Origin of the sequence: Microbacterium forte, assembly GCF_031885415.1 — a bacterium.
GTDB lineage: Bacteria > Actinomycetota > Actinomycetes > Actinomycetales > Microbacteriaceae > Microbacterium > Microbacterium forte.
In genome coordinates this window covers 3,702,779-3,723,018 of record NZ_CP116871.1, presented here as the reverse complement: position 1 = coordinate 3,723,018, position 20,240 = coordinate 3,702,779, and the positions used below count along the sequence as shown (strand labels likewise).

Below are 20,240 nucleotides of genomic sequence, written 5' to 3'. Positions count from 1 at the left end.
TATTCGTGCGTCGGGCGCGTCAGCGGCCGAGAAGCTTCTTGGCCGTCTTGGTGTCAGCCTTCGAGAGCACCTGGTCCTGGTTCAGACGACGGGTGCGCCGGCTCGACTTGTGCTCGAGGTTGTGGCGCATACCGGCCTGCTGCTTCTTCAGCTTGCCGCTGCCGGTGATCTTGAAGCGCTTCTTAGCACCCGAGTGGGTCTTCTGCTTCGGCATCTTCTCTTCCTTCGTATGGCGCCTTCTCAGGCGACGGTGTCAACCCGCGGTGCGGGAGTCTGGGGGCGGGAGTTACTCCGCTGCGGCCTCGGCCGGGGCATCGGTGTCGCTCTTGGCTTCGCGGGCGGCCTGCTTGTTCGCTGCGCGCTGGGCGTCGCGAACCGCGTTCTGCTCCTGCTTGGCCTCGGACTTGCTCTTGAGCGGAGCCACGATCATCACCATGTTGCGACCGTCGATGGTCGGGTTCGACTCGACGGTTCCGAGCTCGGCGACGTCCTCGGCGAACTTGCGGAGAAGACGGACACCCTGCTCGGGACGCGACTGCTCGCGGCCGCGGAACAGGATCATGGCCTTGACCTTGTCGCCGGCCTTCAGGAAGCCCTCGGCGCGCTTGAGCTTGGTCGTGTAGTCGTGCGCCTCGATCTTCAGTCGGAAGCGGACCTCCTTGAGAATGGTGTTCGCCTGGTTGCGGCGAGCTTCCTTCTCCTTCTGGGCGGCTTCGTACTTGAACTTGCCGTAGTCCATGATCTTGACCACGGGCGGCTTCGAGTTCGGTGCGACCTCGACGAGGTCGAGGTCGGCTTCCTGCGCAAGGCGCAGCGCCGCCTCGATGCGGACGACGCCGATCTGCTCACCCGCGGGGCCGACGAGGCGGACCTCGGGGACGCGGATGCGCTCATTGGTGCGGGGATCGCTGATGCGTAACTCCTTAGACGATGGGATTCAGCCACCAGGACGCAGTCAGCATCCCGGGCGAAATCAGAATCGTCCCCCACCCACCGGCAGTCAGACGCCGGCTATGCACCCTGCCTGCCGGATCAGCCTCACGACGCGATCCGGTGGAGTGCAAGACCCGGTAGCCTGGAACGGCAAGCGCGGGTGGGAAGTGAATCCTCTTTCGTACCGGAGCATGACGCTCCGGAGCCCGACACAGTCTAACAGAAGGCAAGGCGAAGTGACGAACCAGGCATCGGACGAGGCTGCACGCGAGCGCGAAGAGCGCTGGGCACGGCAGGAGGAGGCGGCATCTTCCGCCACCCGGGACATCGCAGACGTTCCGGCGGTGGAGGTCATCACCACCGCAGCCGTGCATCTCATGAGCGCGGCAGCCGTCAAGCTCGGCCTCGCCGACGACCCGCACGCGGCAGAGCAGCTCGATCTCGACGAAGCTCGCAAGCTCATCAACTCTCTGGCCGGTCTCATCACCGCCGGCGCGCCCGAGATCAGCGACATGCACGCACGCTCCCTGCGTGACGGGCTGCGCTCACTGCAGCTCGCGTTCCGCGAGGCATCGACGATCCCCGACCCGATCGGCAAGGGTCCGGGCGAGAAGTGGACCGGGCCGGTCAACTAGTCACCGCGTGTGGCGGGCTCCTGGATCCCGTGGGACGCGGCTGACCTGAGCGTCAGAATGCTGCGGTCCGTGTTCCAGGAGCATCGCGGGCTCCGTCGCAGGGTTCCCAGATGGTCCGGTCGGCGGCGCGCACCACGACGACACACGAGTCAGTGGGGCGCATGCGACGGACTGCGTCCGAAACGCGCCAGCAGATGCCAGACCCGCTTCAGCGCCTGCGGCTCATGGATGCCGGAGCGCGCTGCCGCTCCGACCACGTCGGGCGTCAGTTCGTCCGACAGACTCCTCGCCAGTTCGACGTACTCGGCTCCGCGATACCTCGGATCGAGGGCGGCCGTGTCAGCCCTGAAACCGGGATGGAAGTCGACCGCTGCGAGCCGAGCGGCGGCGGCATGTGCGTCGGAGTCGCGAAAGCAGGGGTCGAGGACGATCTCCTCGACATCCACCGCGAAGTCGACTCCCCCGTGAACGTGCGCCTCGACGTAGCGGTCCAGCGGGTCGAGGTCACCCGATCGCATCTGCTCGACCAGAGCGTCGACGCCATGGAGGTCGACGACGCCGTCGGGCTCGAAGACCGAGTCCGGGTAGCAGAACGTGGCACGCGCAGCCGCCTCGGGGCGGAGCCGGACGAACGACGACCCGAATCGTGGGGATGCTCCGTGCGCGTCGCCGAGGTCGAGCGCGCCGTACACGGGTCTCGCGTGGGGCGCGCCGGCGTCGTATCTCCCGTCGAACAGACGGCTCTCCCAACGCCACCGATCGCCTTGCCGATGCGCAGTGAGCCCGCCGTTCGACGTCCCCGTCTCGAACTGTGAACGATACCGGCCGTCCCTCGCCATCGCATCCATGACCGTGCCGTCTCGAAAGGGCCAATCCGGATGGAAGTGCAGGAGGACGGCGACGGGCATGCAGCAACCCTAGCGATGGGGTGCGCTGCTCCGGTCAGGCCGAACGACGGAGCTTGACGGTCAGCGAGTCGGCGAGCACGGCGATGCGGTCGTCCGCCGCCCAGCGTTGTGCGAGGCGGGCGAGCACGGCGTCGAGCACTTCGCGTTCGAGGCCGTCGACCAGCTCGAGGATGACGATGAGCTCTGGCCCGCGCAGGCGCGCATCCGGGTCGCCGGCGGCGACTGCGACATCGATCACCGCGAGTTCGTGCGCGACGCTCGCCTGGAGGGCGCCGAACACCTCGGGGGACAGGAAGCTCGGCTCCCAGCCGTGCCCCTGCGCGATCGCCCACACTGCCGGGCGACGGATGACGAACTCGGTGTCGGAGGTCGGATCGAGCACGATGAGGTCGGTGTCGTCCGCGGACGCCGCGAGTGCGGCGCGCGTTGCGTCGACCGGAATCGGTCGCGCCGTGGCGTCCCAGCGCTGCATCGCCTCGACCGAGGAGAACACCGGCTGCACCCGGCGACCGTCCGGCGCAGCCACCGTCACGATGGAGAGCTCCTGCGTCTTGTCGACCGCGAGACCGCTGGGGGCGACGCCCTCTTCGCCCTTCTCGGCGACCAGAGGTATCAGCACCCGTGCCGTGCGGAACGCGTCGACGACCTCGCTCTGAGCGCCCTCACCTGCACGGAATCGCAGGAGGGCGTCGAGAAGCGCCGGGTCCGCGGAGCCGTCATCCCCCGCATGCGGATTCGACTCGAAGCTGCGCCCCTCCCAGGGCACACCTGCGGAGTCTCCCTGCTTCGGCGAGGCATGATCCTGTGAGCCGTGGCCCTGTGAGCCGGGGCTGCAGGCGTCGTCAGTCCCCTGCGACATCCAGAGCCTCAGCCAACGTGAAGGCGCCGGCGTAGAGCGCCTTGCCGACGATCGCACCTTCGACACCCAGCGGCACCAGCTCGCGAAGCGCGGCGATGTCGTCGAGGCTCGAGATGCCCCCGGAGGCCACGACAGGCTTCGGCGTGCGGGCGGTGACCTCGCGGAGCAGCTCGAGGTTCGGGCCCTTGAGCGTTCCGTCCTTCGTGACGTCGGTCACGACGTAGCGGCTGCAACCGGCATCCTCGAGGCGCTCGAGCACCTCCCAGAGGTCGCCGCCTTCCTTCGTCCAGCCGCGTGCGGCCAGCGTCGTGCCGCGGACGTCGAGTCCCACGGCGATCGCCTCGCCGAAGCGGCCGATCACGTCGGCAGCCCACTCCGGGTTCTCGAGCGCGGCCGTGCCGAGGTTGATCCGTGTCGCGCCGCTCTCGAGAGCCGCTTCGAGCGTCGCATCGTCACGGATGCCGCCGGACAGCTCGACGTTGACGTTCTTGAACTGCTTGATGACCTTGCGGAGGATCGGGGCGTTGCTGCCGCGACCGAAGGCGGCATCGAGGTCGACGAGGTGGATCCACTGCGCGCCCTGCGCGACCCACTCCCCCGCGGCGTCGAGCGGGTCGCCGTAACTGGTCTCGGTGCCGGCTTCACCCTGGGTGAGACGGACTGCCTTGCCGCCGGCGACATCGACGGCGGGGAGCAGAGTGAGAGAGGGAGACTGCGCGAAGTCGTTCATGACGTCCTCAGGTGAGATGGAGAGCCGATTCACCGGCACGAGAATCGACACTAGCCCGCGCATCCGCCCGCTCCAAAACGATGACGGCTGAGAACATCGTGTGCCACGCGGTAGCCTCGATGACGCCCCTGTTCGGTCGGTGAGGAGATGTTGCATGGTGCGCGATGCGGAACCGCGAGGAGGCGGACCCCTGCGGCGCGGGAATGCGCTGCCTCCCGAGACTCCGGATGACGGCGCACAGCGGCCGGTCGCACCGGAAGGGAATCCCGACCATGCACGCCAGCGACCGCTGAACGGCGACGCGCCGTCGATCCCGCCCCTGCCCGGGACGCGCGCAGCCGCGGCGGCGGCGTGGGCGGCAGCATCTGCCGAGACTCCGCCGGCCGGCACTCCCCGAGCGGTCAGCCCCTCCGACCCAATCTCCCGACCGCCTGCAGCCCCCTCGGTTCCCGGACCGCCTCCCGCTGCGTGGGCGGGGCCGCAGAGCCCTGCCGCTCCCGGTGCTGACGCCCGTTCCGCGGCGAGCCCTGCGGCGCCGATCCCTGCCCCTGCCCCTGCCCCTGCCCCGAACATCCCGCCGACGTCGACGCCGACCCCGGCGAATGGCGTGCCGCAGCACCAGACCCCCGGCGTCCCGCCCACCCCGCCGCTGCCGGCGCCGACCACCGCGCCCCCGCCGGCACCGAACGCCGCTGCGGCCGAGTCGGCGTCTTCGGCATCATCGCGCCGTCAGCAGCGTGAGCAGGGTGTAGAACGACGCTCGTTCCTGCAGGAGGAGCGCCGCGAGGAGCCCGCGCGACAGGGCGGGCGCGGGCTGCTCAATCGCGTCGGATTCTCCCTCGGACCCAACGCCCGCGAGCGAGCCGTGCGCGACGACGAGCACGCTGTAAGCCGTCACTGGCCGGGACCCCGCACCGTCGCGGTCGTCAACGGAAAGGGCGGGGCGGGAAAGACACCGGCCACCGTGCTGCTGTCAGCGGTCTTCGCCCAGTACGGCGGAGCCGGCGTACTCGCATGGGACAACAACCAGACCCGCGGCACGCTCGGCTGGCGCACCGAGACCGGGGCTCACGACCGCACACTGCTTGAACTGCTTCCGCAGACGCAGCGTCTGCTCGGAGCCCAGGGACAGTCTGCGGACCTCGCGCACTTCGTGCACCACCAGCCTCAGGAGAAATACGATGTCCTGCGGTCGAAGCCGATCCGACTCGCGCACGAGAACCGGCTCCGGCCCACCGACGTCGACTCCATCCACGCGATCGCGGCCAAGTTCTATCGCCTGATCATCATCGACTCGGGCAACGACGAATCCGATCCCATGTGGCTGCGGATGATCGACCTCGCCGACCAGATCGTCGTCGCGACGACGACACGCGATGACCATGCCGAAGCCGGGGCCCTGCTGCTCGAGGCGCTCGAGGACCGCGACGAGCGCTCGGCGCGGCTCGCGCGGGAATCGGTGGTCATCGTCAGCCAGGCCGATCCGAAGGCGTCACCGGCCGAGGTGACGGACGTGATCGCGGGTTACCAGCCTCTCGCGCGCGAGGTCGTCGGCATTCCCTTCGACCGCGAGATGGTCGACGGCCACCTGCGCCTTCGGGCACTCGCGGCACCGACGCAGCGATCCTGGCTCTCGGCCGCAGCCGCGGTCGCGCGCGGTTTCTGAGCAGCCCCGCGGGCGGTCACCGACGCGCAGCTGTGCGACGGGCTCTCGATCCGGGGCGCCCGGTATTGCTCGTCAGGACCGGAGGCTGTCGACCCAGTTGCGGAGCAGCTGGATTCCTGCCTCTCCCGACTTCTCCGGGTGGAACTGCGTCGCCGAGAGCGGTCCGTTCTCGACGGCGGCGAGGAACGGGTCTCCGTAGGTCGACCAGGTGAGCACGGGCTGTGGGAACGGCGGGATGACATCGAGCTCCCACGACTGCGCGGCGTACGAGTGCACGAAGTAGAAGCGCTCGTTCTCGATGCCTTTGAACAGCACGGAGTCGGCGCCCGGCTCGACGGTGTTCCACCCCATGTGCGGAAGCACGGGCGCGTTGAGTTCGGTGACCGCTCCGGGCCACTCGCCGAGGCCCTCGGCATCATGCCCGCGTTCGACGCCGTGTGCGAAGAGAACCTGCATCCCGACGCAGATGCCGAGGACGGGGCGTCCGCCTGCGAGGCGACGGTCGATGATCTCGTCGCCGCCGTGCGCGTAGAGCGCGTCTCGGACGGCTTGGAACGCGCCGACGCCGGGCACCACGAGACCGTCGGCCTCGAGCGCCTCTTTGCGATCGCGCGTCAGCACGGCGTCCGCACCCGCCGCGACGAGAGCCTTCACCGCCGAGTGGACGTTGCCCGATTCGTAGTCGAAGACGGCGACCCTGGGTGCCGAGCTCACAGCGCACCCTTCGTCGACGGGATGCCGTCGACCAGGGGGTCGAGCGCTTTGGCCTGGCGGAATGCTCGAGCGAACGCCTTGAACTCGGCCTCAGCGATGTGGTGGGGGTCACGGCCACCGAGGACGCGCACGTGCACCGTCAGCCCGGCGTTGAACGTGATCGCCTCGAAGGAGTGGCGCACCAGCGACCCGGTGAAGTGGCCCCCGATGAGGTGGTGCTCGAAACCGGCGGGCTCTCCCGTGTGAACGAGGTACGGGCGCCCCGAGATGTCGACGACGGCCTGGGCGAGCGCCTCGTCGAGCGGGACCAGCGCGTCGCCGTAGCGCGAGATCCCGGACTTGTCGCCCAGCGCCTCGCGGATCGCCTGACCGAGCACGATGGAGATGTCTTCGACGGTGTGGTGGGCGTCGATCTGCGTGTCTCCGGATGCGCGCACGGTGAGGTCGGTGAGAGAGTGCTTCGCGAACGCCGTCAGCATGTGGTCGAAGAACGGCACCGACGTGTCGATGCGGCTCGCACCGGTGCCGTCGAGGTTCAGCTCGAGCTCGACGGTGGACTCCGACGTGCTGCGCACACGCGTGGCGGTGCGGGAGGTCTGGGCGGGGGTGCTCATGAAGCCGATCCTATCGAGGCGAGGGCATCGAGGAACGCGGTGGTCTCCGCCTCGGTGCCGGCGGTGACGCGGAGGTGTCCGGGGATCCCGACGTCGCGTATCAGCACTCCCCGGTCGTACAGCTGCTGCCAGATCTTCTGAGGCTCTGCCACGCCCCCGAAGAGGACGAAGTTCGACCACGACTCGTGCGGCGTGTAGCCGAGGGCCTCGAGCGTCGCCGAGATGCGATCCCGCTGCTCGACGATCTCCTCGACCATGCCCAGCATCACGTCGGAGTTGCGCAGTGCGGCCACCGCCGCCGCCTGAGTGAGAGCGCTGAGGTGGTACGGCAGACGCACGAGCCTCAGGGCGTCGATGAAGGCGGGATCGGCGGCGAGGTAGCCCACGCGAGCACCCGCGAACGCGAAGGCCTTGCTCATGGTGCGAGACACGGCGAGCCGAGGGCGTCCGTCGAGCAGTGTCAGGGCGGAGGCCGCCTCGCGCGGCGCGAACTCCTGGTAGGCCTCGTCGACGACCACGATCCCCGTCGATGCCTCGTAGACCGCTTCGACCACGTCAAGACCGAGCGGTGTGCCCGTCGGGTTGTTCGGGGAGCACAGGAGGATGACATCGGGGTCGACATCCCTGACCTGGGCCGCCGCCTCTTCGGGCGTGATCGTATAGTCGGGCTGCCTGGCGCCGGCGACCCACCGCGCCCCGGTCCCCTTCGAGATCAGCGGGTACATCGAGTAGGTCGGGCTGAAGCTGAACGCCGTACGACCCGGCCCCCCGAATGCCTGCAGGATGTGCTGAAGGACCTCATTCGACCCGTTGCCCGCCCAGATCTGATCCGCCTCGAGACCGTGGCCGAGGTACTCGGCGAACCCCTCGCGCAGCGTGGTGAACTCGCGATCCGGGTAGCGGTTGACGTCTCGGAGCGCGACCGCGATGTCATCGAGGATGTCGCTGGCCACGGCGTCCGGAACCGGATGCGTGTTCTCGTTGACGTTCAGTGCGATCGGGAGAGGCGCTTGAGGCGCTCCGTACGGCGTGAGCCCCCGGAGGTCGTCGCGAAGTGGCAGGTCGTCGAGTGATGCAGTCACCCTTCCCATGGTAGGCCGCGTTCGCCCCATGAATGCCCGTCGAGACCGAGTGTGAACGGGAACTCCCCCGCCTCGCTCCACGAATCGGGCGAAGTCGGGCTCACTCCGAATACTGCGCCGGAATCGCCAGCTCCTGACCGATCTGCAGCTCCCCGCCGCGCAGCAGGTTCAGCCGTGTGATGTCGCCGATCACGTCGCGCGGATCGGCCTCGGGCGCGATGCCCTCTGCGATCGACCAGAGAGTGTCGCCCGGCATCACGGTCACGGTCGCGAACGTCGCCGTCGCCGTCTGCTCACCCGAGGCCATCGCGCTGCCGCCGCTGATCGCCGCGAAGGCGATTCCGACGGCGAGGGGCACCGCTGCGACGGCGAGCACGACGCGTCGACCACGCGCCGTCAGCCGGAGCCGCGTCGCCGGACGAGCCGGAAGGACTGCTGCACTGCTGAAGGTGATGGTGCTCATGTCGTGCTCCTCTGCATCTACCGCGTGGGCGGTGAAGTTGGCGTAGCGTTCGCATCCACGCCTCGGCCGGGAGCCGGGGATGCGAAGCTACGTACCGAAGTTATCTTCGAATTCGAACATCTGTCAAGCGTTCTTCGAAACAGAAGTGCGAGAATCGGCCGACACGCTCGAACAGATCTTCCACATCGTCGCGTTTCTCGGATACGGTTTCGATAGGAACACCCCATCACGGGCCTCCGACATTCGAACTGAGACGCCGGATCGCACACCTGAGGAGCACCATGAGCGACAACTCCGCCCCCGAGGCCGACGCCCCGCGCACTCGTCGCCGGAAGAGCCTGAGCCCGAAGCAGATGGCGATCCTCGAGGTCATCCAGACGTCGATCAGTCACTACGGCTACCCGCCGAGCATGCGCGAAATCGGCGACGCCGTCGGACTCAAGTCGCTGTCCAGCGTGACTCATCAGCTGGGTCAGCTCGAGCTCAGCGGATATCTGCGCCGCGATCCGGGAAAGACCCGCGCGATGGAGGTGCTCATCGACCTCCCCGGCGCGAGCGGTGAGAACCCTGCCGATGTGGCGACGCCCGTCGGAGACGCCGCACTGGTTCCCCTCGTCGGGCGCATCGCCGCCGGCGTTCCGATCACCGCCGACCAGCAGGTCGAGGAGATCTTCCCGCTCCCCCGTCAGCTCGTCGGCAAGGGCGACCTGTTCATGCTCAAGGTGTCGGGCGAGTCGATGATCGACGCCGCGATCTGCGATGGCGACTGGGTCGTCGTCCGTTCGCAGAACAGCGCAGAGAACGGTGAGATCGTGGCCGCCATGCTCGACGGCGAGGCCACCGTCAAGGTACTCCGGCGACGAGACGGCCACACGTGGCTGCTGCCTCGGAACTCCGCTTTCGAGCCGATCCTCGGCGACGAGGCCGTCGTGCTCGGCAAGATCGTCGCGGTGCTCCGCTCCGTCTGACCCTCTCCGCACACGAGCCTCCGGAATCGTGCATTCTCGGAGACCTCGTCGCCTGGCCCGAAACCCACCCTGTGTGACGCCGTGAGCCGGTGCGCCATAGGCTCGAACCATGTCGTCGCCGTTCGGTACCTGGCCCTCTCCGTTCACTCCCGACCGGATCGCCGCGTCGTCTCCGAGGATCGACGGCGCCGCCTTCGTCGGCGATGACATCTGGTGGGGCGAGTCGGTGCCTGCCGAGGGCGGTCGCCTGACGGTACGAAGTTCCAGCGGCGCCGAGATCCTCCCCGCGCCCTGGAGTGCACGGTCGCGCGTGCACGAGTACGGCGGAGGGGCGTGGACGGCGGATGCCGAGGGGACACTGTTCTTCGTCGAGGCCAAGGATCAGCGTGTGCATCGGATGCCCCGCGGTGGCGCCCCGATGCCCCTGACTCCCGCGGGGCCGGCACATGGCGGCCTGCGCCTGCAGAACGGGCGACTGTTCGCGGTGCGGGAGGACCTCTCGGTCGACCCGCACCAGCGCGGCATCGTCGAGATCCCGACAGACGGGTCCGCCTCCGACGATCCGACGCTGCTGAAGGTGCTCGTGGAGGGAGAGTCGTTCTACGCGCATCCTGCGCTGTCTCCCGACGGGACTCGCGCCGCGTGGGTCGAATGGTCGGGCGAACGCATGCCGTGGCAGGACGCGTCGCTGGTGCTCTCCGACGGCACCGGCCGGATGGAGCTGCCCACGCGAGCCGCCCTCCAGCCGGAGTGGACGGACGACGGCGAGATCCTGTACTCGGATGACCCGACCGGCCGCTGGGCGCTGCACCGACAGCGCGTCGACGGCCGCGAAGCGGTCGGTCCCGCAGAGCGGATCGCCGACACGGACGCCGACACGGGGTACGGACTCTGGGTACTCGGCAATCGCTGGTATCGACCGCTCGCCGACGGTCGCATCGTGGCGGTGCGCACGAACGGACGCGACGAGGTGGACGTCATCGAGCGGGACGGCGGTGCCCACCGCATCCCCGTTGCCGCCGACGGCCATGTCAGCATCGACGATGTCGCAGGCACCCGAGTGCTCCTCTCCGGCAACAGCTCGACGACCGCGCCAGGTGTCTGGTGCGTCGACGTCGACTCCGGCGACATAGAGGTGGTCGCGGGAGCGACGCCGGCCGACCCGACGTGGATGCCCGCAGCATCCGAGATCCTGGTCGATGGCGCTCACGGCCCTGTCCATGCTTTCGTCTACGAGCCCGTGAACCCGTCGGCTTCAGCCGCGGACGACGAGCTCCCGCCCTACCTCGTGCTCGTGCACGGCGGCCCGACCGCCCATGTGACGGGCGCCTCGTCCGCGGCCATCGCGTTCTGGACCAGCCGCGGCATCGGCGTGCTCGACGTCAACTACGGCGGATCGACGGGATACGGGCGCGCCTACCGAGAACGACTCGACGGCGGATGGGGCGTGGTCGATGTCGACGATGTGATCGCCGCGGCGCGCGGCCTCGCCGACGCCGGGCTCGCCGACCCCGATCGCATCGCGATCCGCGGGGGCTCGGCCGGCGGCTGGACGGTGCTCTCGTCGCTGGTGCGGGGCGGCACGTTCGCCGCGGGCATCAGCCGATACGGCGTGGCCGATCTGCGGATGCTGACCGAGCACTCGCACGACTTCGAGGCGCACTACGTCGAGGGCCTGGTGGGACCGCTGCCCGAGGCCGAGGCGCTCTACGTCGATCGTTCTCCCCTGACGCACGCCGATCGGATCGGCGTGCCCGTGCTGCTCATGCAGGGAGCGGAGGACCGTGTCGTGCCGCCGTCGCAGTCCGAAGCGATCCGCGACGCTCTGGCGCAGCAAGGCGTCGAGCACGAGTACGTGCTCTACCCGGGTGAGGGCCACGGCTTCCGTGCGAGCGAGACCATCATCGACGCACTCGAGAGGGAGCTCGGCTTTCTCGGACGCGTGTTCGGCTTCACGCCCGCGCGCTGATCACTCCCCGACGCGGTTGCGCAGGCGCATCGCGCGGTCGGCCTCGCGGGTGTCCTGACGCTCACGCAGCGTCTGACGCTTGTCGTATTCCTTCTTGCCCTTGGCGAGGGCGATCTCGACCTTGGCCCGACCGTCCGAGAAGTACAGCTTCAGCGGGATCAGCGTGTAGCCGCCGGCGGACACCGCATGCTGCAGCTTCGCGATCTCCTCGCGGTGCAGCAGCAGCTTGCGGACGCGCTTGGCGGAGTGGTTGGTCCAGTGCCCCTGCGAGTACTCCGGAATGTGCACGGAATCGAGGAAGACCTCGTTCCCCTTGACGAACGCATACCCGTCGCTGAGGTTCGCGCGTCCCTGACGCAACGACTTGACCTCGGTGCCGGTGAGCACCATCCCCGCCTCGTACGACTTCTCGATGTTGTAGTCGTGACGTGCGCGACGATTGGTCGCGATGACCTTCTCCCCGCGTTCCCTGGGCATGATTCTCTCCTGATCCGTGTCGCGAAGTGTTCCAGAGCCCGAGTCGGGCGCACGACAGCCTGTCAGTCTATACCGGCGAGCCGCTCAGGTGCGAAGCCAGCGTCGGATCGCGAAGCCCGCCGAGAGTGCGGCCAGCACGACACCGATCCCGATCAGCACGGGGACGACGACGACGGCATCCTGCATCGACACCCACGTCGTGATGAAAGGCACGCGTCCTCGAAGGTAGCCGTCGACACCGAAATGCACCCCGGCGACGACCGCCGCGCTCGCGAGGGCCGAGCCGAGGAACGCGGCGAACACGCCCTCCAGCACGAACGGCGTCTGGATGAAGCGGTTGGATGCACCCACCAGACGCATGATCCCGATCTCCTTGCGCCTGGCGTAGGCGGAGAGTCTGATCGTCGTGCCGATCAGCAGGATGGCGGCGATCAGCATCAGCGTGGCGATCCCCACCGCGATGTATGTCGCGACCGTCAACGCGGAGAAGAGCGGCTCGAGGTACTGCAACTGGTCCTGCACCTGCTCGACGCCGGCGACGCCGTTGAACGCCTCGGAGATCACCTGAGACTGGCCGGGGTCCTTCATGGTGACGAAGAAGACCTCGAACGCCTGCTCCGGGGTGATGACGCTCGCCTGGTCCTCGCCGAGCTGCTCGACGAGCTTGGCGTAGGTGTCCTCCTTGGAGTCGAAGGTGACCTCGCTGATGAGGGGGGCGAGCGCCTCGCCCTCGAGCTGGGCCCGCACGGCGTTCACCTGCTCCTCCGAGGCACCACCGTCGACACAGGTGTCCTGCTCGGAGATGTCGGAGCACATGTACACGGCGACCTGGGCCCGCTCGGTCCAGTACCCGCGCATGGTGCCGATCTGCGCCTGCATGAGGATCGCAGCGCCGACGAACGTCAGCGACACGAAGGTGACGAGAACGACGGAGATGACCATCGAGATGTTCCGTCGGAGGCCGCCGAGGGCCTCGGTGAGGATGAGTCCGATTCTCATGACGTCGGCCCCACTTCTTCGGAACCGTCATCAGACAGGCCGAGGCGATCGGCCACGCCGAGCTCGGCGACGTCGACCTGCGGCATCACGATGGGATGCGTCCGAGGCGCGACAGGGGCCTGGACGGCCATGGGCTGCTCCTCGACGACGGGCGGCTCGATCGGTGCGGCCTGCGCCTCCGGCGTCTCGGATGCGGTCGGTACGGCATCCGCGGATGCTCCCTCGGCCCTGCGCTGAGCGGTGAGCTCCTCAGCGAGCGCAGCGCGGACGAGCGAGAGGTCGGCGGTCTGGCGCTGCACCTCCTGCACCGCGGTGAGGGCGGCTGCCGCTGCCGCACCGCGCACCTCCTCCGGGACGAGGCGCGGGATGTTGGATGTGTCGCCATACCCGCCGTGCACTTCGTCTCGCACCATCTCGCCGTCGCGGAGCTCGATCACTCTGCGCTGCATCTGGTCGACGAAGCCCGCCTCGTGCGTCGCCATGAGCACGGTCGTACCGCCCGCGTTGATCCTCGCGAGAAGCTGCATGATGTCGACCGACGTCGCCGGGTCGAGGTTTCCGGTCGGCTCGTCCGCGAGCAGCACCTGGGGGCGGTTGACGAGCGCTCGAGCGATCGCGACGCGCTGCTGTTCTCCACCGGAGAGCTCGTGCGGCATTCTCTTCTGCTTGCCGTCGAGCCCGACCAGCGCGAGCGCCTCGGGGACGGCCTGCTGGATGAAACCGCGCGACGAGCCCGTCACCTGCAGGGTGAAGGCGACGTTCTGATAGACGGTCTTCGACGGAAGCAGTCGGAAGTCCTGAAACACGGATCCGATGTGGCGGCGGAAGTACGGCACCTTGCGGTTCGCCAGCGAACGCAGGTCGCGTCCGAGCACGGCGACGCGACCGGTGGTCGGCACGTCCTCTCGGAGGATCAGCCGCAGACAGGACGACTTGCCCGACCCTGAAGCGCCCACGAGGAAGACGAACTCGCCTCGCTGCACTTCGAAGTCGACATCGGACAGAGCGGGCCGTGAGGTCCCGCGGTAGCGTTTCGTGACGTTCTCGAACCGAATCATGGCGGTTCGAGCCTAAGCGCGCCCGTTCATCTGTTCGCGAGCGACACCCCGCGGGAGCCCCCTGCGTGTCACACCGCACTGCTATACATGGAGGTGCGATCCACGCCATCAGGGTGGACGATACTCCGAGGGGGAACCATGACGACGCCTGCAGGCTGGTATGACGACGGATCCGGGCGCCAGCGCTGGTGGGACGGCACCCAGTGGACCGAGCACTTCGCTCCGATCGTCGACTCCACGGAGCCCGCAGCGGATGCGTCGACCGCCGGTTCGACCGACGACGAGGCGACGAACTCCGGTTCCGCCCAGAGCGCGCATGACGCCTCCTCCGCAGGCTCCCCGGAGACCGCGGCCGACGCAGAGACCGCCGCGTCGATCGAATCCGTCGCTGCGGTCGAGACCCAGTCGTGGAATGCCCCTGCACCCTCCGACTCCGATGCCGGTGCGCAGGCGCCTGCGGACGAGGTCGCAGCTCCCGAGTCCGAGTCCTCCTGGTCCGCCTCCGAGACTCCCGTTGAAGAACCCGGCAGCGCGCAGGCACCCGACTTCACCGCTCCGGGCGCCGCTGCGCCGGCCGACGGCACCGTGCAGCCGTATGGCGGGGGCGCGCCCTCGTACCCCGGTGCCGCTGCTCCTGCGCAGCCCCAGGAGTACCCCGTCACCGCCGGCTACCCGGGGGCCGCAGCGCCGAGCTACCCCGGCGCCGCACCCTATGCGTCCGCAGGACAGCAGTACGGTGCTCCCACGGGCTACCCGCCCGCGTACGGAGCGACGGCCCCGGCAGCTCCGTCGGGGCCCTCGATCCTCGGCCTCGTCGGGCTCGGGCTCGCAGCGCTCGGCACCATCCTGTCGTGCATCCCCGTGATCTTCTGGCTCGGATGGCTCTTGCTGGGCGTCGGATTCATCGTCTCGCTGATCTCGCTGTTCCTCAAGGGCAAGAAGTGGCCGGGCATCTCCGGCCTCATCCTGTCGGTGATCGGCGCGATCATCGCGGTCGTCATGTTCTTCGTCATCGTCTTCGCGACGGTGTCCGAGGCCGTCCGCGACCTGCCGACGGCCCCGCCGTCGAGCGATTCGGACACGGGCACCGGAACGGAACAGGATCCCGGGACCGACGAAGAGGGCACGGGAGCTCCCGAGGTCGTCGAGGGCGAGATGGGCTCCCCCGTGCCGATCAACCAGATGGCCGCCACGAGCGAGGTCACGATCCACTCGGCCACGTGGGCGACGAGCGACGGCTCGAGCATTCCCTCGACCAACGGCGGGTACGTGATCCTCGACGTCACCTTCACCGGCGTCTCGGGCACGAGCTACCTGAGCGCATTCAACTTCGGCATCGAGACCGCTGAAGGCGTCGAAGGGACCTACGACTACTACGTCGACGGGATCGTGGCTGAAGAACTCGAGCCCGGCGACACGGTCGACGGCAAGATCACCTTCGACGTCGCGCAGAGCGAGTCCTACGACGTGATCTTCACCGACGAGGTCCTGCAGGAGGTCACGCGCATCACCGTCACCCCGTCAGCAGGCTAGAACACAGCGCAAGGCGAACCCGTCCGGCGGTCGCCGGCGGTTCGCGTCGCAGGTGGGCCCGTGCACGATGCTTCGGCATCCGGCACGGGCCCACTTCCGTCCCGGCCCACTTCTGCACGGGCCCATCTCGGCTCCGGCCCGCTTCAGCTCCGGCCATGTCCGCCCGTCGCCACGCGCACTCGTCGGGGTTCGGCCTCCGACATGGACACGAACCGCGAGGGGGGACGACAAAAGCGGGCCGCCTCGAAGAGGCCGCCCGCTGAGAGTGAGCCTTCGCTCAGTCCTCGTCTTTGCGCTTGCGCCAGCGGATGCCGGCCGAGATGAACCCGTCGAGATCGCCGTCGAACACGGCAGCCGGGTTGCCCGACTCGTGTCCGGTGCGGAGGTCCTTCACGAGCTGTTGGCCGTAGAGGAAGTAGGAGCGCATCTGATCGCCCCAGCTCGCCGTGATGTTGCCGGCGAGTTCCTTCTTCTTCGCGGCCTCCTCCTCCTTCTGCAGGAGCAGGAGTCGGGTCTGCAGCACTCGCATGGCCGCGGCGCGGTTCTGGATCTGCGACTTCTCGTTCTGCATCGACACCACGATGCCGGTCGGCAGGTGGGTCAGGCGCACCGCGGAGTCGGTGGTGTTGACCGACTGTCCGCCAGGGCCCGACGAACGGAAGACGTCGACACGGATGTCGTTCTCGGGGATGTCGACCTCGGTCGCCTCCTCCATGAGAGGGATGACCTCGACCGCGGCGAACGACGTCTGACGCTTGTCGGCAGAGCCGAACGGGCTGATGCGCGCGAGGCGGTGCGTTCCGGCCTCGACGGACACCGTGCCGAACGCATAGGGCGCGTCGATCTCGAACGTCGCCGACTTGATGCCGGCCCCCTCGGCGTACGAGGTGTCGAGCACCTTCACGGGGTACTTGTGACGCTCGGCCCAGCGCAGGTACATGCGCATCAGCATCTCGGCGAAGTCGGTGGCATCGTCGCCGCCGGCACCCGAGCGGATCGTGACGATGGCGGAACGCTCGTCGTACTCGCCGTCCATCAGCGTCTGGACCTCGAGCTGGTTGATGATCTCGGTGAGCGCGGTGAGCTCGGCGCGAGCCTCGACGGCGGATTCCTCATCGCCCATCTCGTTCGCGAGCCCGACCAGCACTTCGAGGTCGTCGAGTCGACGACCGATGCCCTCGACCCTGGCGAGCGCCGACTGCCGGTGGCTCAGCGCGCTGGTCACCTTCTGGGCGCGTTCGGGGTCGTCCCAGAGGTCCGGCACGCCGGCTTCCTCGCTGAGGCGCGCGATGTCGGAGCGGAGGGTCTCGACATCGATGACCTCGCGGATGTCACCGTAGGTGAGTCGCAGGGCCTGGATGTCGGCGGAGAGATCGAGTTCGAGCATGTCGCGTCCAGCCTAACGTGCCGCCTGCGCGGGCGGGGACGGCGTTCGAACGGGAGTAGCGTGAAACGGGTGAGCAGCGCATCCACGGTCCTGAGGCGGTTCGGGCCGATGGTGTACCTCCCGACCGTCCTCTTCTCGCTCGGGGAAGGCGCGGTGATCCCGCTCATCCCGGTGATCGCGGCGCGGATGGGCGCCGACATCGCGTTCGCCGCGCTCGTGGCCTCCGCTCTCGTGGTCGGCCAGCTCTGCGGAAACCTCCCCGCAGGCTGGGCTGTGGGCCGCATCGGCGAACGCTTCACGATGGTGATCGCGGGCGTGATCGCGATCAGTGCCGGCGTGGGCATGGTCTTCGCCCCCACGCTCGGCGTGCTCGCGGCATCCGTCTTCCTCCTGGGCTTCTGCGCGGCCGCCTTCGGTCTGGCACGTCATGCCTTCATGACGACGAGGGTGCCGATCGCCTTCCGCGCGCGGGCCCTCTCGCTGCTCGGCGGCAGCTTCCGCCTCGGGATCTTCATCGGACCGTTCGTCGCTGCGGGTCTGCTGCAGCTGTTCGGTTCGGAGACGGCAGCGATCTGGTTCTTCCTGGGCTGCCTCGTCGTGATGGTGCTGCTCGTGCTTCTCGGCCCCGATCCTGAGAAGACGATCGCGCCGACGACTGCGGTGCGCACCGCTGCGCTTGCGGATGATTCGGGCGAGCCTGTCACGGGTTCGATTCCCACGGCGGCGCGCGCGGGCATCTTCCGCACCATGTGGCAGCAGCGCAGCGTACTCGGCCGACTGGGACTCGCCGCCGCGTCGCTGTCGGCCGTGCGGTCTGCACGGCAGGTCGTGCTGCCGCTGTGGGGGTTGTCGCTCGGCCTCGACGCCTCGACGATCGCGCTGGTGGTCGGAATCTCGGGTGCGATCGACTTCGCGCTGTTCTATGCGAGCGGCCAGGTGATGGACCGTTTCGGACGGCTCTGGGCGGCGATGCCGGCGATGGTGCTGATGGGAGCGGGATTCCTCGCGCTCTCGTTCACACATGATCTGGATGCGGCCGTGCTGTGGTTCGGCATGTTCGCCGCCGTGCTCGGGGTCGGCAACGGGCTCTCGAGCGGCATTCTGCTGACGCTGGGCGCCGACGTCGCCCCGAAGAGCGAGCCTGCCGCGTTCCTCGGCTCGTGGCGCACGCTGACGGATGCCGGAGGAGCCGTCGCTCCCCTGCTGGTCTCGGCGATCGTCGCGATCGCGTCCCTGCCGATCGCGGCGGCGGCCATGGGCGTGATCGGTCTGGTCGGCGCGGGCGGGTTCATCCGCTGGATCCCCCGGTTCGTGCCCCGCACGAGAGAGGAGCCTTCATGACCGGTGGCCTCGGCGCCGATGTGCGTCTCCTGGTTCTGGGCGCCGCGGTGTCCTCCGAGCGCGAGCGCGCTGCCCAGGTCGACTTCGCGAGCTTCTTTCCCGACGACCACGGCCCCGTCTCCCGTGACGACGGTCCACGCCACGCCACGGCATCCGCGCTCGTGTTCGATCCGACACTCACTCGAACCCTGCTCGTGTTCCACGCCAAGGGGCAGTTCTGGGTGCAACCTGGAGGACATCTCGAGGCGGGCGACCTGTCGATTGCGGATGCCGCGCTCCGTGAGCTGCGTGAAGAGACCGGAGTGGTCGTCTCGGGCCTCGCCGAGCCTCTCGTGTACGACCTCGACCACCACGCGCTCTCCTCGGCCTTCGGACGCTGCGCCTCGCACCTCGATATCGGGGTCGCCGTCGTCGTCTCAGATGACACGGCACTGATCGTGAGCGACGAGTCGGAGGACGTGCGCTGGTGGCCGATCGACGCGCTGCCCGTGCAGGTACCGGATGGATTCCCACGGCGGGTGCGTCGACTGCGGGATCGTCTGATGAACTGACGACCTCGCGAAGGACCGGTGTCCTGAAGGAGCGGTGTCGTGAAGGAACGGTGTCGCGATGGGCCGGTGTCGCGAAGGGCCGATGTCGCGACGGGCCGGTCCGTCCCGATCAACGCAGAGCCGTGCGGCTCGTCGCCGTCGCCTCCAGTCGCACTCCGTCCGGAACGAACAGCGACGCGAGCGGCGGACTCCACATGGTGGCGACGGTCACCCGCGAGGAGCGGCCGTCGGGGCTCGACGCCGATTCCAGAGTCACCGCCGCCGGGAGTGCTGCGAGCAGCGCCTCGACCTGATCTCTGACGCCCTGATCGGTGAGATCCGCGTGTGCAGCCTCGCCGTCGAGCGCCAGGGTGAATCCGTCCGCTCCGGCGAGCGCTGCCGCGTCGGCGATCGCATCGAGTCTCTTCTGCGAGATGTACAGGTCCGTCGCGCACACGCTCACGAAGATGAGGGCGACTGCGAGCAGCGCATAGCCGAGGGTCAGGAGCAGCACGCTTCCGTCGTCGCCCGCCTGCTTCACCCGTCCCCCCACAGACGGGACATCTTCTGCACCGCCGCCCCCTCGACATCGATCGATGCAGCCTCGTCCACTCCGAAGATCGTCGGCACGAGGGGCAGGGACACCGACGTCGCGACCGTCACGGTCACGGTCGCGCCCGCCGACGGACATGCCACCTCGATGGGTGCGCAGGTCACCGACACCTCGATGGATTCCGCATCGAGGCCGTACTGATCGGAGATGCTCGCGATCACCTGCTCGCTCCGCATGGCTGCCGTCCCGGCATCAGGCGCGAGGGCGATCGCCCGTGCCGTGTGCCGTGCGGCGGCCTCGACACCCAGCGTCTGCTCCTGGACAGCCCCCAGCGCGATGATCAGATACACGAGCGGCACGAGCAGAATGACGCCGACGGCGATGAACTCGAGGGCGGCCGAGCCGTCGTCATCCGTCATCGAACGACTCCTCCGGTGCATGCGCCTGCACCTCCAGTGCGAGCGGCACACCGAGGAGACCGATCACGGGAAGTGTGGTGCGGATGCGAACCTCGATCGTCGGCTGAGCGAGTGACATCGAACGGACGACAGTCACATCCTCGGCGTAGGTTTCGCCGACCGCGCGGGTGATGACCTCCCGTGCACGCTCGGCTCCCTGCTCTGTGCTCGTGTCCGCCAGAGCGGCGTGATAGGCCCCGTCGACCGCCGCGTCGTGCACGACGTTGCGGACGTAGACGGCGAGCGCGAGTTGCATCACGGCAAGGGTGAGCAGGGTGAGCAGCGTTCCCGCGAGCACGAACTCGACCGGGCTCGATCCGCGGTCGTCCGTGAAAGAGGGCCGTGATGATGTGACCGGCATCG

At 68.5% G+C, this 20,240-nt stretch carries 23 protein-coding genes; 7 read left to right on the top strand and 16 right to left on the bottom strand.

Features of this window, described 5'->3' with window-relative positions:
* Nucleotides 1–19 precede the first annotated feature (19 nt).
* Together rpmI and infC are read right to left on the bottom strand one after the other, a co-directional pair.
* On the bottom strand, nucleotides 20–214 hold the full coding sequence (gene rpmI, locus OB895_RS18080) for a 50S ribosomal protein L35 (protein ID WP_036278714.1): 195 nt from the start codon (nucleotides 212–214) through the stop codon (nucleotides 20–22).
* Between the two features lie 72 nt (nucleotides 215–286).
* The gene (infC, locus tag OB895_RS18075; protein ID WP_079113185.1) at nucleotides 287–937 is read right to left on the bottom strand and encodes a translation initiation factor IF-3; all 651 of its coding nucleotides are present in this window, start codon (nucleotides 935–937) and stop codon (nucleotides 287–289) included.
* A 232-nt stretch (nucleotides 938–1,169) separates the two neighbouring features.
* Between infC and OB895_RS18070 the strand changes: the two genes are divergently transcribed.
* Nucleotides 1,170–1,568, top strand: coding sequence for a DUF1844 domain-containing protein (locus OB895_RS18070; RefSeq protein ID WP_042536542.1), 399 nt, complete (start codon nucleotides 1,170–1,172; stop codon nucleotides 1,566–1,568).
* 149 nt (nucleotides 1,569–1,717) lie between these two features.
* Here the strand turns inward: OB895_RS18070 and OB895_RS18065 are convergent, their stop codons facing one another.
* From OB895_RS18065 to priA, 3 genes are read right to left on the bottom strand one after another with little or no spacing between them, the layout of a single operon-like run.
* On the bottom strand, nucleotides 1,718–2,476 hold the full coding sequence (locus tag OB895_RS18065; protein WP_079113186.1) for a DUF3626 domain-containing protein: 759 nt from the start codon (nucleotides 2,474–2,476) through the stop codon (nucleotides 1,718–1,720).
* A gap of 34 nt (nucleotides 2,477–2,510) precedes the next feature.
* Nucleotides 2,511–3,335 (bottom strand): SseB family protein, encoded by an 825-nt coding sequence (locus OB895_RS18060; RefSeq protein WP_042536539.1) that lies wholly within the window; start codon nucleotides 3,333–3,335, stop codon nucleotides 2,511–2,513.
* Nucleotides 3,319–4,065, bottom strand: a complete 747-nt coding sequence (gene priA / locus OB895_RS18055; RefSeq protein WP_079114015.1) for a bifunctional 1-(5-phosphoribosyl)-5-((5-phosphoribosylamino)methylideneamino)imidazole-4-carboxamide isomerase/phosphoribosylanthranilate isomerase PriA — start codon at nucleotides 4,063–4,065, stop codon at nucleotides 3,319–3,321. Before priA ends, OB895_RS18060 begins: the two co-directional genes overlap by 17 nt.
* Before the next feature lie 607 nt (nucleotides 4,066–4,672).
* Here priA and OB895_RS18050 point away from each other — a divergent pair.
* A complete protein-coding gene (locus OB895_RS18050; RefSeq protein ID WP_311878548.1) occupies nucleotides 4,673–5,731 on the top strand; it encodes a MinD/ParA family ATP-binding protein in 1,059 nt (352 codons plus the stop codon).
* Nucleotides 5,732–5,803: 72 nt separating this feature from the next.
* Here OB895_RS18050 and hisH read toward each other — a convergent pair whose 3' ends face one another.
* The 4 genes from hisH to OB895_RS18030 form a co-directional block, all read right to left on the bottom strand.
* Nucleotides 5,804–6,445, bottom strand: coding sequence for an imidazole glycerol phosphate synthase subunit HisH (gene hisH / locus OB895_RS18045; RefSeq protein ID WP_042536537.1), 642 nt, complete (start codon nucleotides 6,443–6,445; stop codon nucleotides 5,804–5,806).
* Nucleotides 6,442–7,059 (bottom strand): imidazoleglycerol-phosphate dehydratase HisB, encoded by a 618-nt coding sequence (gene hisB / locus OB895_RS18040; protein ID WP_056373330.1) that lies wholly within the window; start codon nucleotides 7,057–7,059, stop codon nucleotides 6,442–6,444. The genes hisH and hisB overlap by 4 nt, the downstream gene beginning before the upstream one ends.
* On the bottom strand, nucleotides 7,056–8,150 hold the full coding sequence (locus OB895_RS18035; RefSeq protein WP_194285945.1) for a histidinol-phosphate transaminase: 1,095 nt from the start codon (nucleotides 8,148–8,150) through the stop codon (nucleotides 7,056–7,058). The genes hisB and OB895_RS18035 overlap by 4 nt, the downstream gene beginning before the upstream one ends.
* A 91-nt stretch (nucleotides 8,151–8,241) precedes the next feature.
* Complete coding sequence (locus OB895_RS18030; protein ID WP_042536534.1) at nucleotides 8,242–8,604, bottom strand: LysM peptidoglycan-binding domain-containing protein; 363 nt, start codon at nucleotides 8,602–8,604, stop codon at nucleotides 8,242–8,244.
* Nucleotides 8,605–8,885: 281 nt separating this feature from the next.
* On the opposite strand from OB895_RS18030, the gene lexA reads away from it, so the two are divergent.
* Nucleotides 8,886–9,572, top strand: a complete 687-nt coding sequence (lexA, locus tag OB895_RS18025) for a transcriptional repressor LexA (RefSeq protein ID WP_042536533.1) — start codon at nucleotides 8,886–8,888, stop codon at nucleotides 9,570–9,572.
* A gap of 109 nt (nucleotides 9,573–9,681) precedes the next feature.
* Complete coding sequence (locus tag OB895_RS18020; protein ID WP_311878544.1) at nucleotides 9,682–11,541, top strand: S9 family peptidase; 1,860 nt, start codon at nucleotides 9,682–9,684, stop codon at nucleotides 11,539–11,541.
* Here the strand turns inward: OB895_RS18020 and smpB are convergent, their stop codons facing one another.
* The 3 genes from smpB to ftsE all read right to left on the bottom strand — a co-directional run bounded on the left by smpB (nucleotide 11,542) and on the right by ftsE (nucleotide 14,075).
* Entirely contained in the window at nucleotides 11,542–12,018 is a 477-nt protein-coding gene (smpB, locus tag OB895_RS18015) for an SsrA-binding protein SmpB (RefSeq protein WP_042536531.1), read from the bottom strand. It lies immediately after the preceding gene.
* 84 nt (nucleotides 12,019–12,102) lie between these two features.
* Nucleotides 12,103–13,017, bottom strand: coding sequence for a permease-like cell division protein FtsX (ftsX, locus tag OB895_RS18010; protein WP_042536530.1), 915 nt, complete (start codon nucleotides 13,015–13,017; stop codon nucleotides 12,103–12,105).
* A complete protein-coding gene (gene ftsE, locus OB895_RS18005; protein ID WP_311878542.1) occupies nucleotides 13,014–14,075 on the bottom strand; it encodes a cell division ATP-binding protein FtsE in 1,062 nt (353 codons plus the stop codon). The genes ftsX and ftsE overlap by 4 nt, the downstream gene beginning before the upstream one ends.
* A 138-nt stretch (nucleotides 14,076–14,213) precedes the next feature.
* On the opposite strand from ftsE, the gene OB895_RS18000 reads away from it, so the two are divergent.
* The gene (locus tag OB895_RS18000) at nucleotides 14,214–15,608 is read left to right on the top strand and encodes a DUF2510 domain-containing protein (RefSeq protein WP_056373338.1); all 1,395 of its coding nucleotides are present in this window, start codon (nucleotides 14,214–14,216) and stop codon (nucleotides 15,606–15,608) included.
* A 277-nt stretch (nucleotides 15,609–15,885) separates the two neighbouring features.
* On the opposite strand, the gene prfB is transcribed toward OB895_RS18000, so the two are convergent.
* Nucleotides 15,886–16,995 carry a peptide chain release factor 2 gene (prfB, locus tag OB895_RS17995; RefSeq protein ID WP_042536528.1) on the bottom strand — a complete coding sequence of 370 codons (1,110 nt, stop codon included), beginning with the start codon at nucleotides 16,993–16,995 and terminating at the stop codon, nucleotides 15,886–15,888.
* Nucleotides 16,996–17,103: 108 nt separating this feature from the next.
* On the opposite strand from prfB, the gene OB895_RS17990 reads away from it, so the two are divergent.
* Both OB895_RS17990 and OB895_RS17985 read left to right on the top strand, forming a co-directional pair.
* On the top strand, nucleotides 17,104–18,336 hold the full coding sequence (locus OB895_RS17990; RefSeq protein ID WP_042536527.1) for an MFS transporter: 1,233 nt from the start codon (nucleotides 17,104–17,106) through the stop codon (nucleotides 18,334–18,336).
* Nucleotides 18,333–18,887, top strand: coding sequence for an NUDIX hydrolase (locus OB895_RS17985; protein WP_056373342.1), 555 nt, complete (start codon nucleotides 18,333–18,335; stop codon nucleotides 18,885–18,887). The genes OB895_RS17990 and OB895_RS17985 overlap by 4 nt, the downstream gene beginning before the upstream one ends.
* A gap of 109 nt (nucleotides 18,888–18,996) precedes the next feature.
* Here OB895_RS17985 and OB895_RS17980 read toward each other — a convergent pair whose 3' ends face one another.
* From OB895_RS17980 to OB895_RS17970, 3 genes are read right to left on the bottom strand one after another with little or no spacing between them, the layout of a single operon-like run.
* A complete protein-coding gene (locus OB895_RS17980) occupies nucleotides 18,997–19,407 on the bottom strand; it encodes a hypothetical protein (RefSeq protein WP_056373344.1) in 411 nt (136 codons plus the stop codon).
* Nucleotides 19,404–19,838, bottom strand: coding sequence for a TadE family protein (locus tag OB895_RS17975; RefSeq protein ID WP_228385536.1), 435 nt, complete (start codon nucleotides 19,836–19,838; stop codon nucleotides 19,404–19,406). The genes OB895_RS17980 and OB895_RS17975 overlap by 4 nt, the downstream gene beginning before the upstream one ends.
* Nucleotides 19,828–20,238, bottom strand: a complete 411-nt coding sequence (locus OB895_RS17970; RefSeq protein ID WP_042536523.1) for a TadE/TadG family type IV pilus assembly protein — start codon at nucleotides 20,236–20,238, stop codon at nucleotides 19,828–19,830. The genes OB895_RS17975 and OB895_RS17970 overlap by 11 nt, the downstream gene beginning before the upstream one ends.
* Nucleotides 20,239–20,240: the final 2 nt, after the last annotated feature.

What these genes read in the sequence shown, in the direction of transcription:
- rpmI (WP_036278714.1), bottom strand. Translation starts at nt 214, where the DNA reads ATGCCGAAGCAGAAGACCCACTCGGGTGCTAAGAAGCGCTTCAAGATC.
- OB895_RS18065 (WP_079113186.1), bottom strand. Translation starts at nt 2,476, where the DNA reads ATGCCCGTCGCCGTCCTCCTGCACTTCCATCCGGATTGGCCCTTTCGA.
- OB895_RS18060 (WP_042536539.1), bottom strand. Translation starts at nt 3,335, where the DNA reads ATGTCGCAGGGGACTGACGACGCCTGCAGCCCCGGCTCACAGGGCCAC.
- priA (WP_079114015.1), bottom strand. Translation starts at nt 4,065, where the DNA reads ATGAACGACTTCGCGCAGTCTCCCTCTCTCACTCTGCTCCCCGCCGTC.
- hisB (WP_056373330.1), bottom strand. Translation starts at nt 7,059, where the DNA reads ATGAGCACCCCCGCCCAGACCTCCCGCACCGCCACGCGTGTGCGCAGC.
- OB895_RS18035 (WP_194285945.1), bottom strand. Translation starts at nt 8,150, where the DNA reads ATGGGAAGGGTGACTGCATCACTCGACGACCTGCCACTTCGCGACGAC.
- OB895_RS18030 (WP_042536534.1), bottom strand. Translation starts at nt 8,604, where the DNA reads ATGAGCACCATCACCTTCAGCAGTGCAGCAGTCCTTCCGGCTCGTCCG.
- lexA (WP_042536533.1), top strand. Translation starts at nt 8,886, where the DNA reads ATGAGCGACAACTCCGCCCCCGAGGCCGACGCCCCGCGCACTCGTCGC.
- OB895_RS18020 (WP_311878544.1), top strand. Translation starts at nt 9,682, where the DNA reads ATGTCGTCGCCGTTCGGTACCTGGCCCTCTCCGTTCACTCCCGACCGG.
- smpB (WP_042536531.1), bottom strand. Translation starts at nt 12,018, where the DNA reads ATGCCCAGGGAACGCGGGGAGAAGGTCATCGCGACCAATCGTCGCGCA.
- ftsX (WP_042536530.1), bottom strand. Translation starts at nt 13,017, where the DNA reads ATGAGAATCGGACTCATCCTCACCGAGGCCCTCGGCGGCCTCCGACGG.
- ftsE (WP_311878542.1), bottom strand. Translation starts at nt 14,075, where the DNA reads ATGATTCGGTTCGAGAACGTCACGAAACGCTACCGCGGGACCTCACGG.
- OB895_RS18000 (WP_056373338.1), top strand. Translation starts at nt 14,214, where the DNA reads ATGACGACGCCTGCAGGCTGGTATGACGACGGATCCGGGCGCCAGCGC.
- prfB (WP_042536528.1), bottom strand. Translation starts at nt 16,995, where the DNA reads ATGCTCGAACTCGATCTCTCCGCCGACATCCAGGCCCTGCGACTCACC.
- OB895_RS17990 (WP_042536527.1), top strand. Translation starts at nt 17,104, where the DNA reads ATGGTGTACCTCCCGACCGTCCTCTTCTCGCTCGGGGAAGGCGCGGTG.
- OB895_RS17985 (WP_056373342.1), top strand. Translation starts at nt 18,333, where the DNA reads ATGACCGGTGGCCTCGGCGCCGATGTGCGTCTCCTGGTTCTGGGCGCC.
- OB895_RS17975 (WP_228385536.1), bottom strand. Translation starts at nt 19,838, where the DNA reads ATGACGGATGACGACGGCTCGGCCGCCCTCGAGTTCATCGCCGTCGGC.
- OB895_RS17970 (WP_042536523.1), bottom strand. Translation starts at nt 20,238, where the DNA reads ATGCCGGTCACATCATCACGGCCCTCTTTCACGGACGACCGCGGATCG.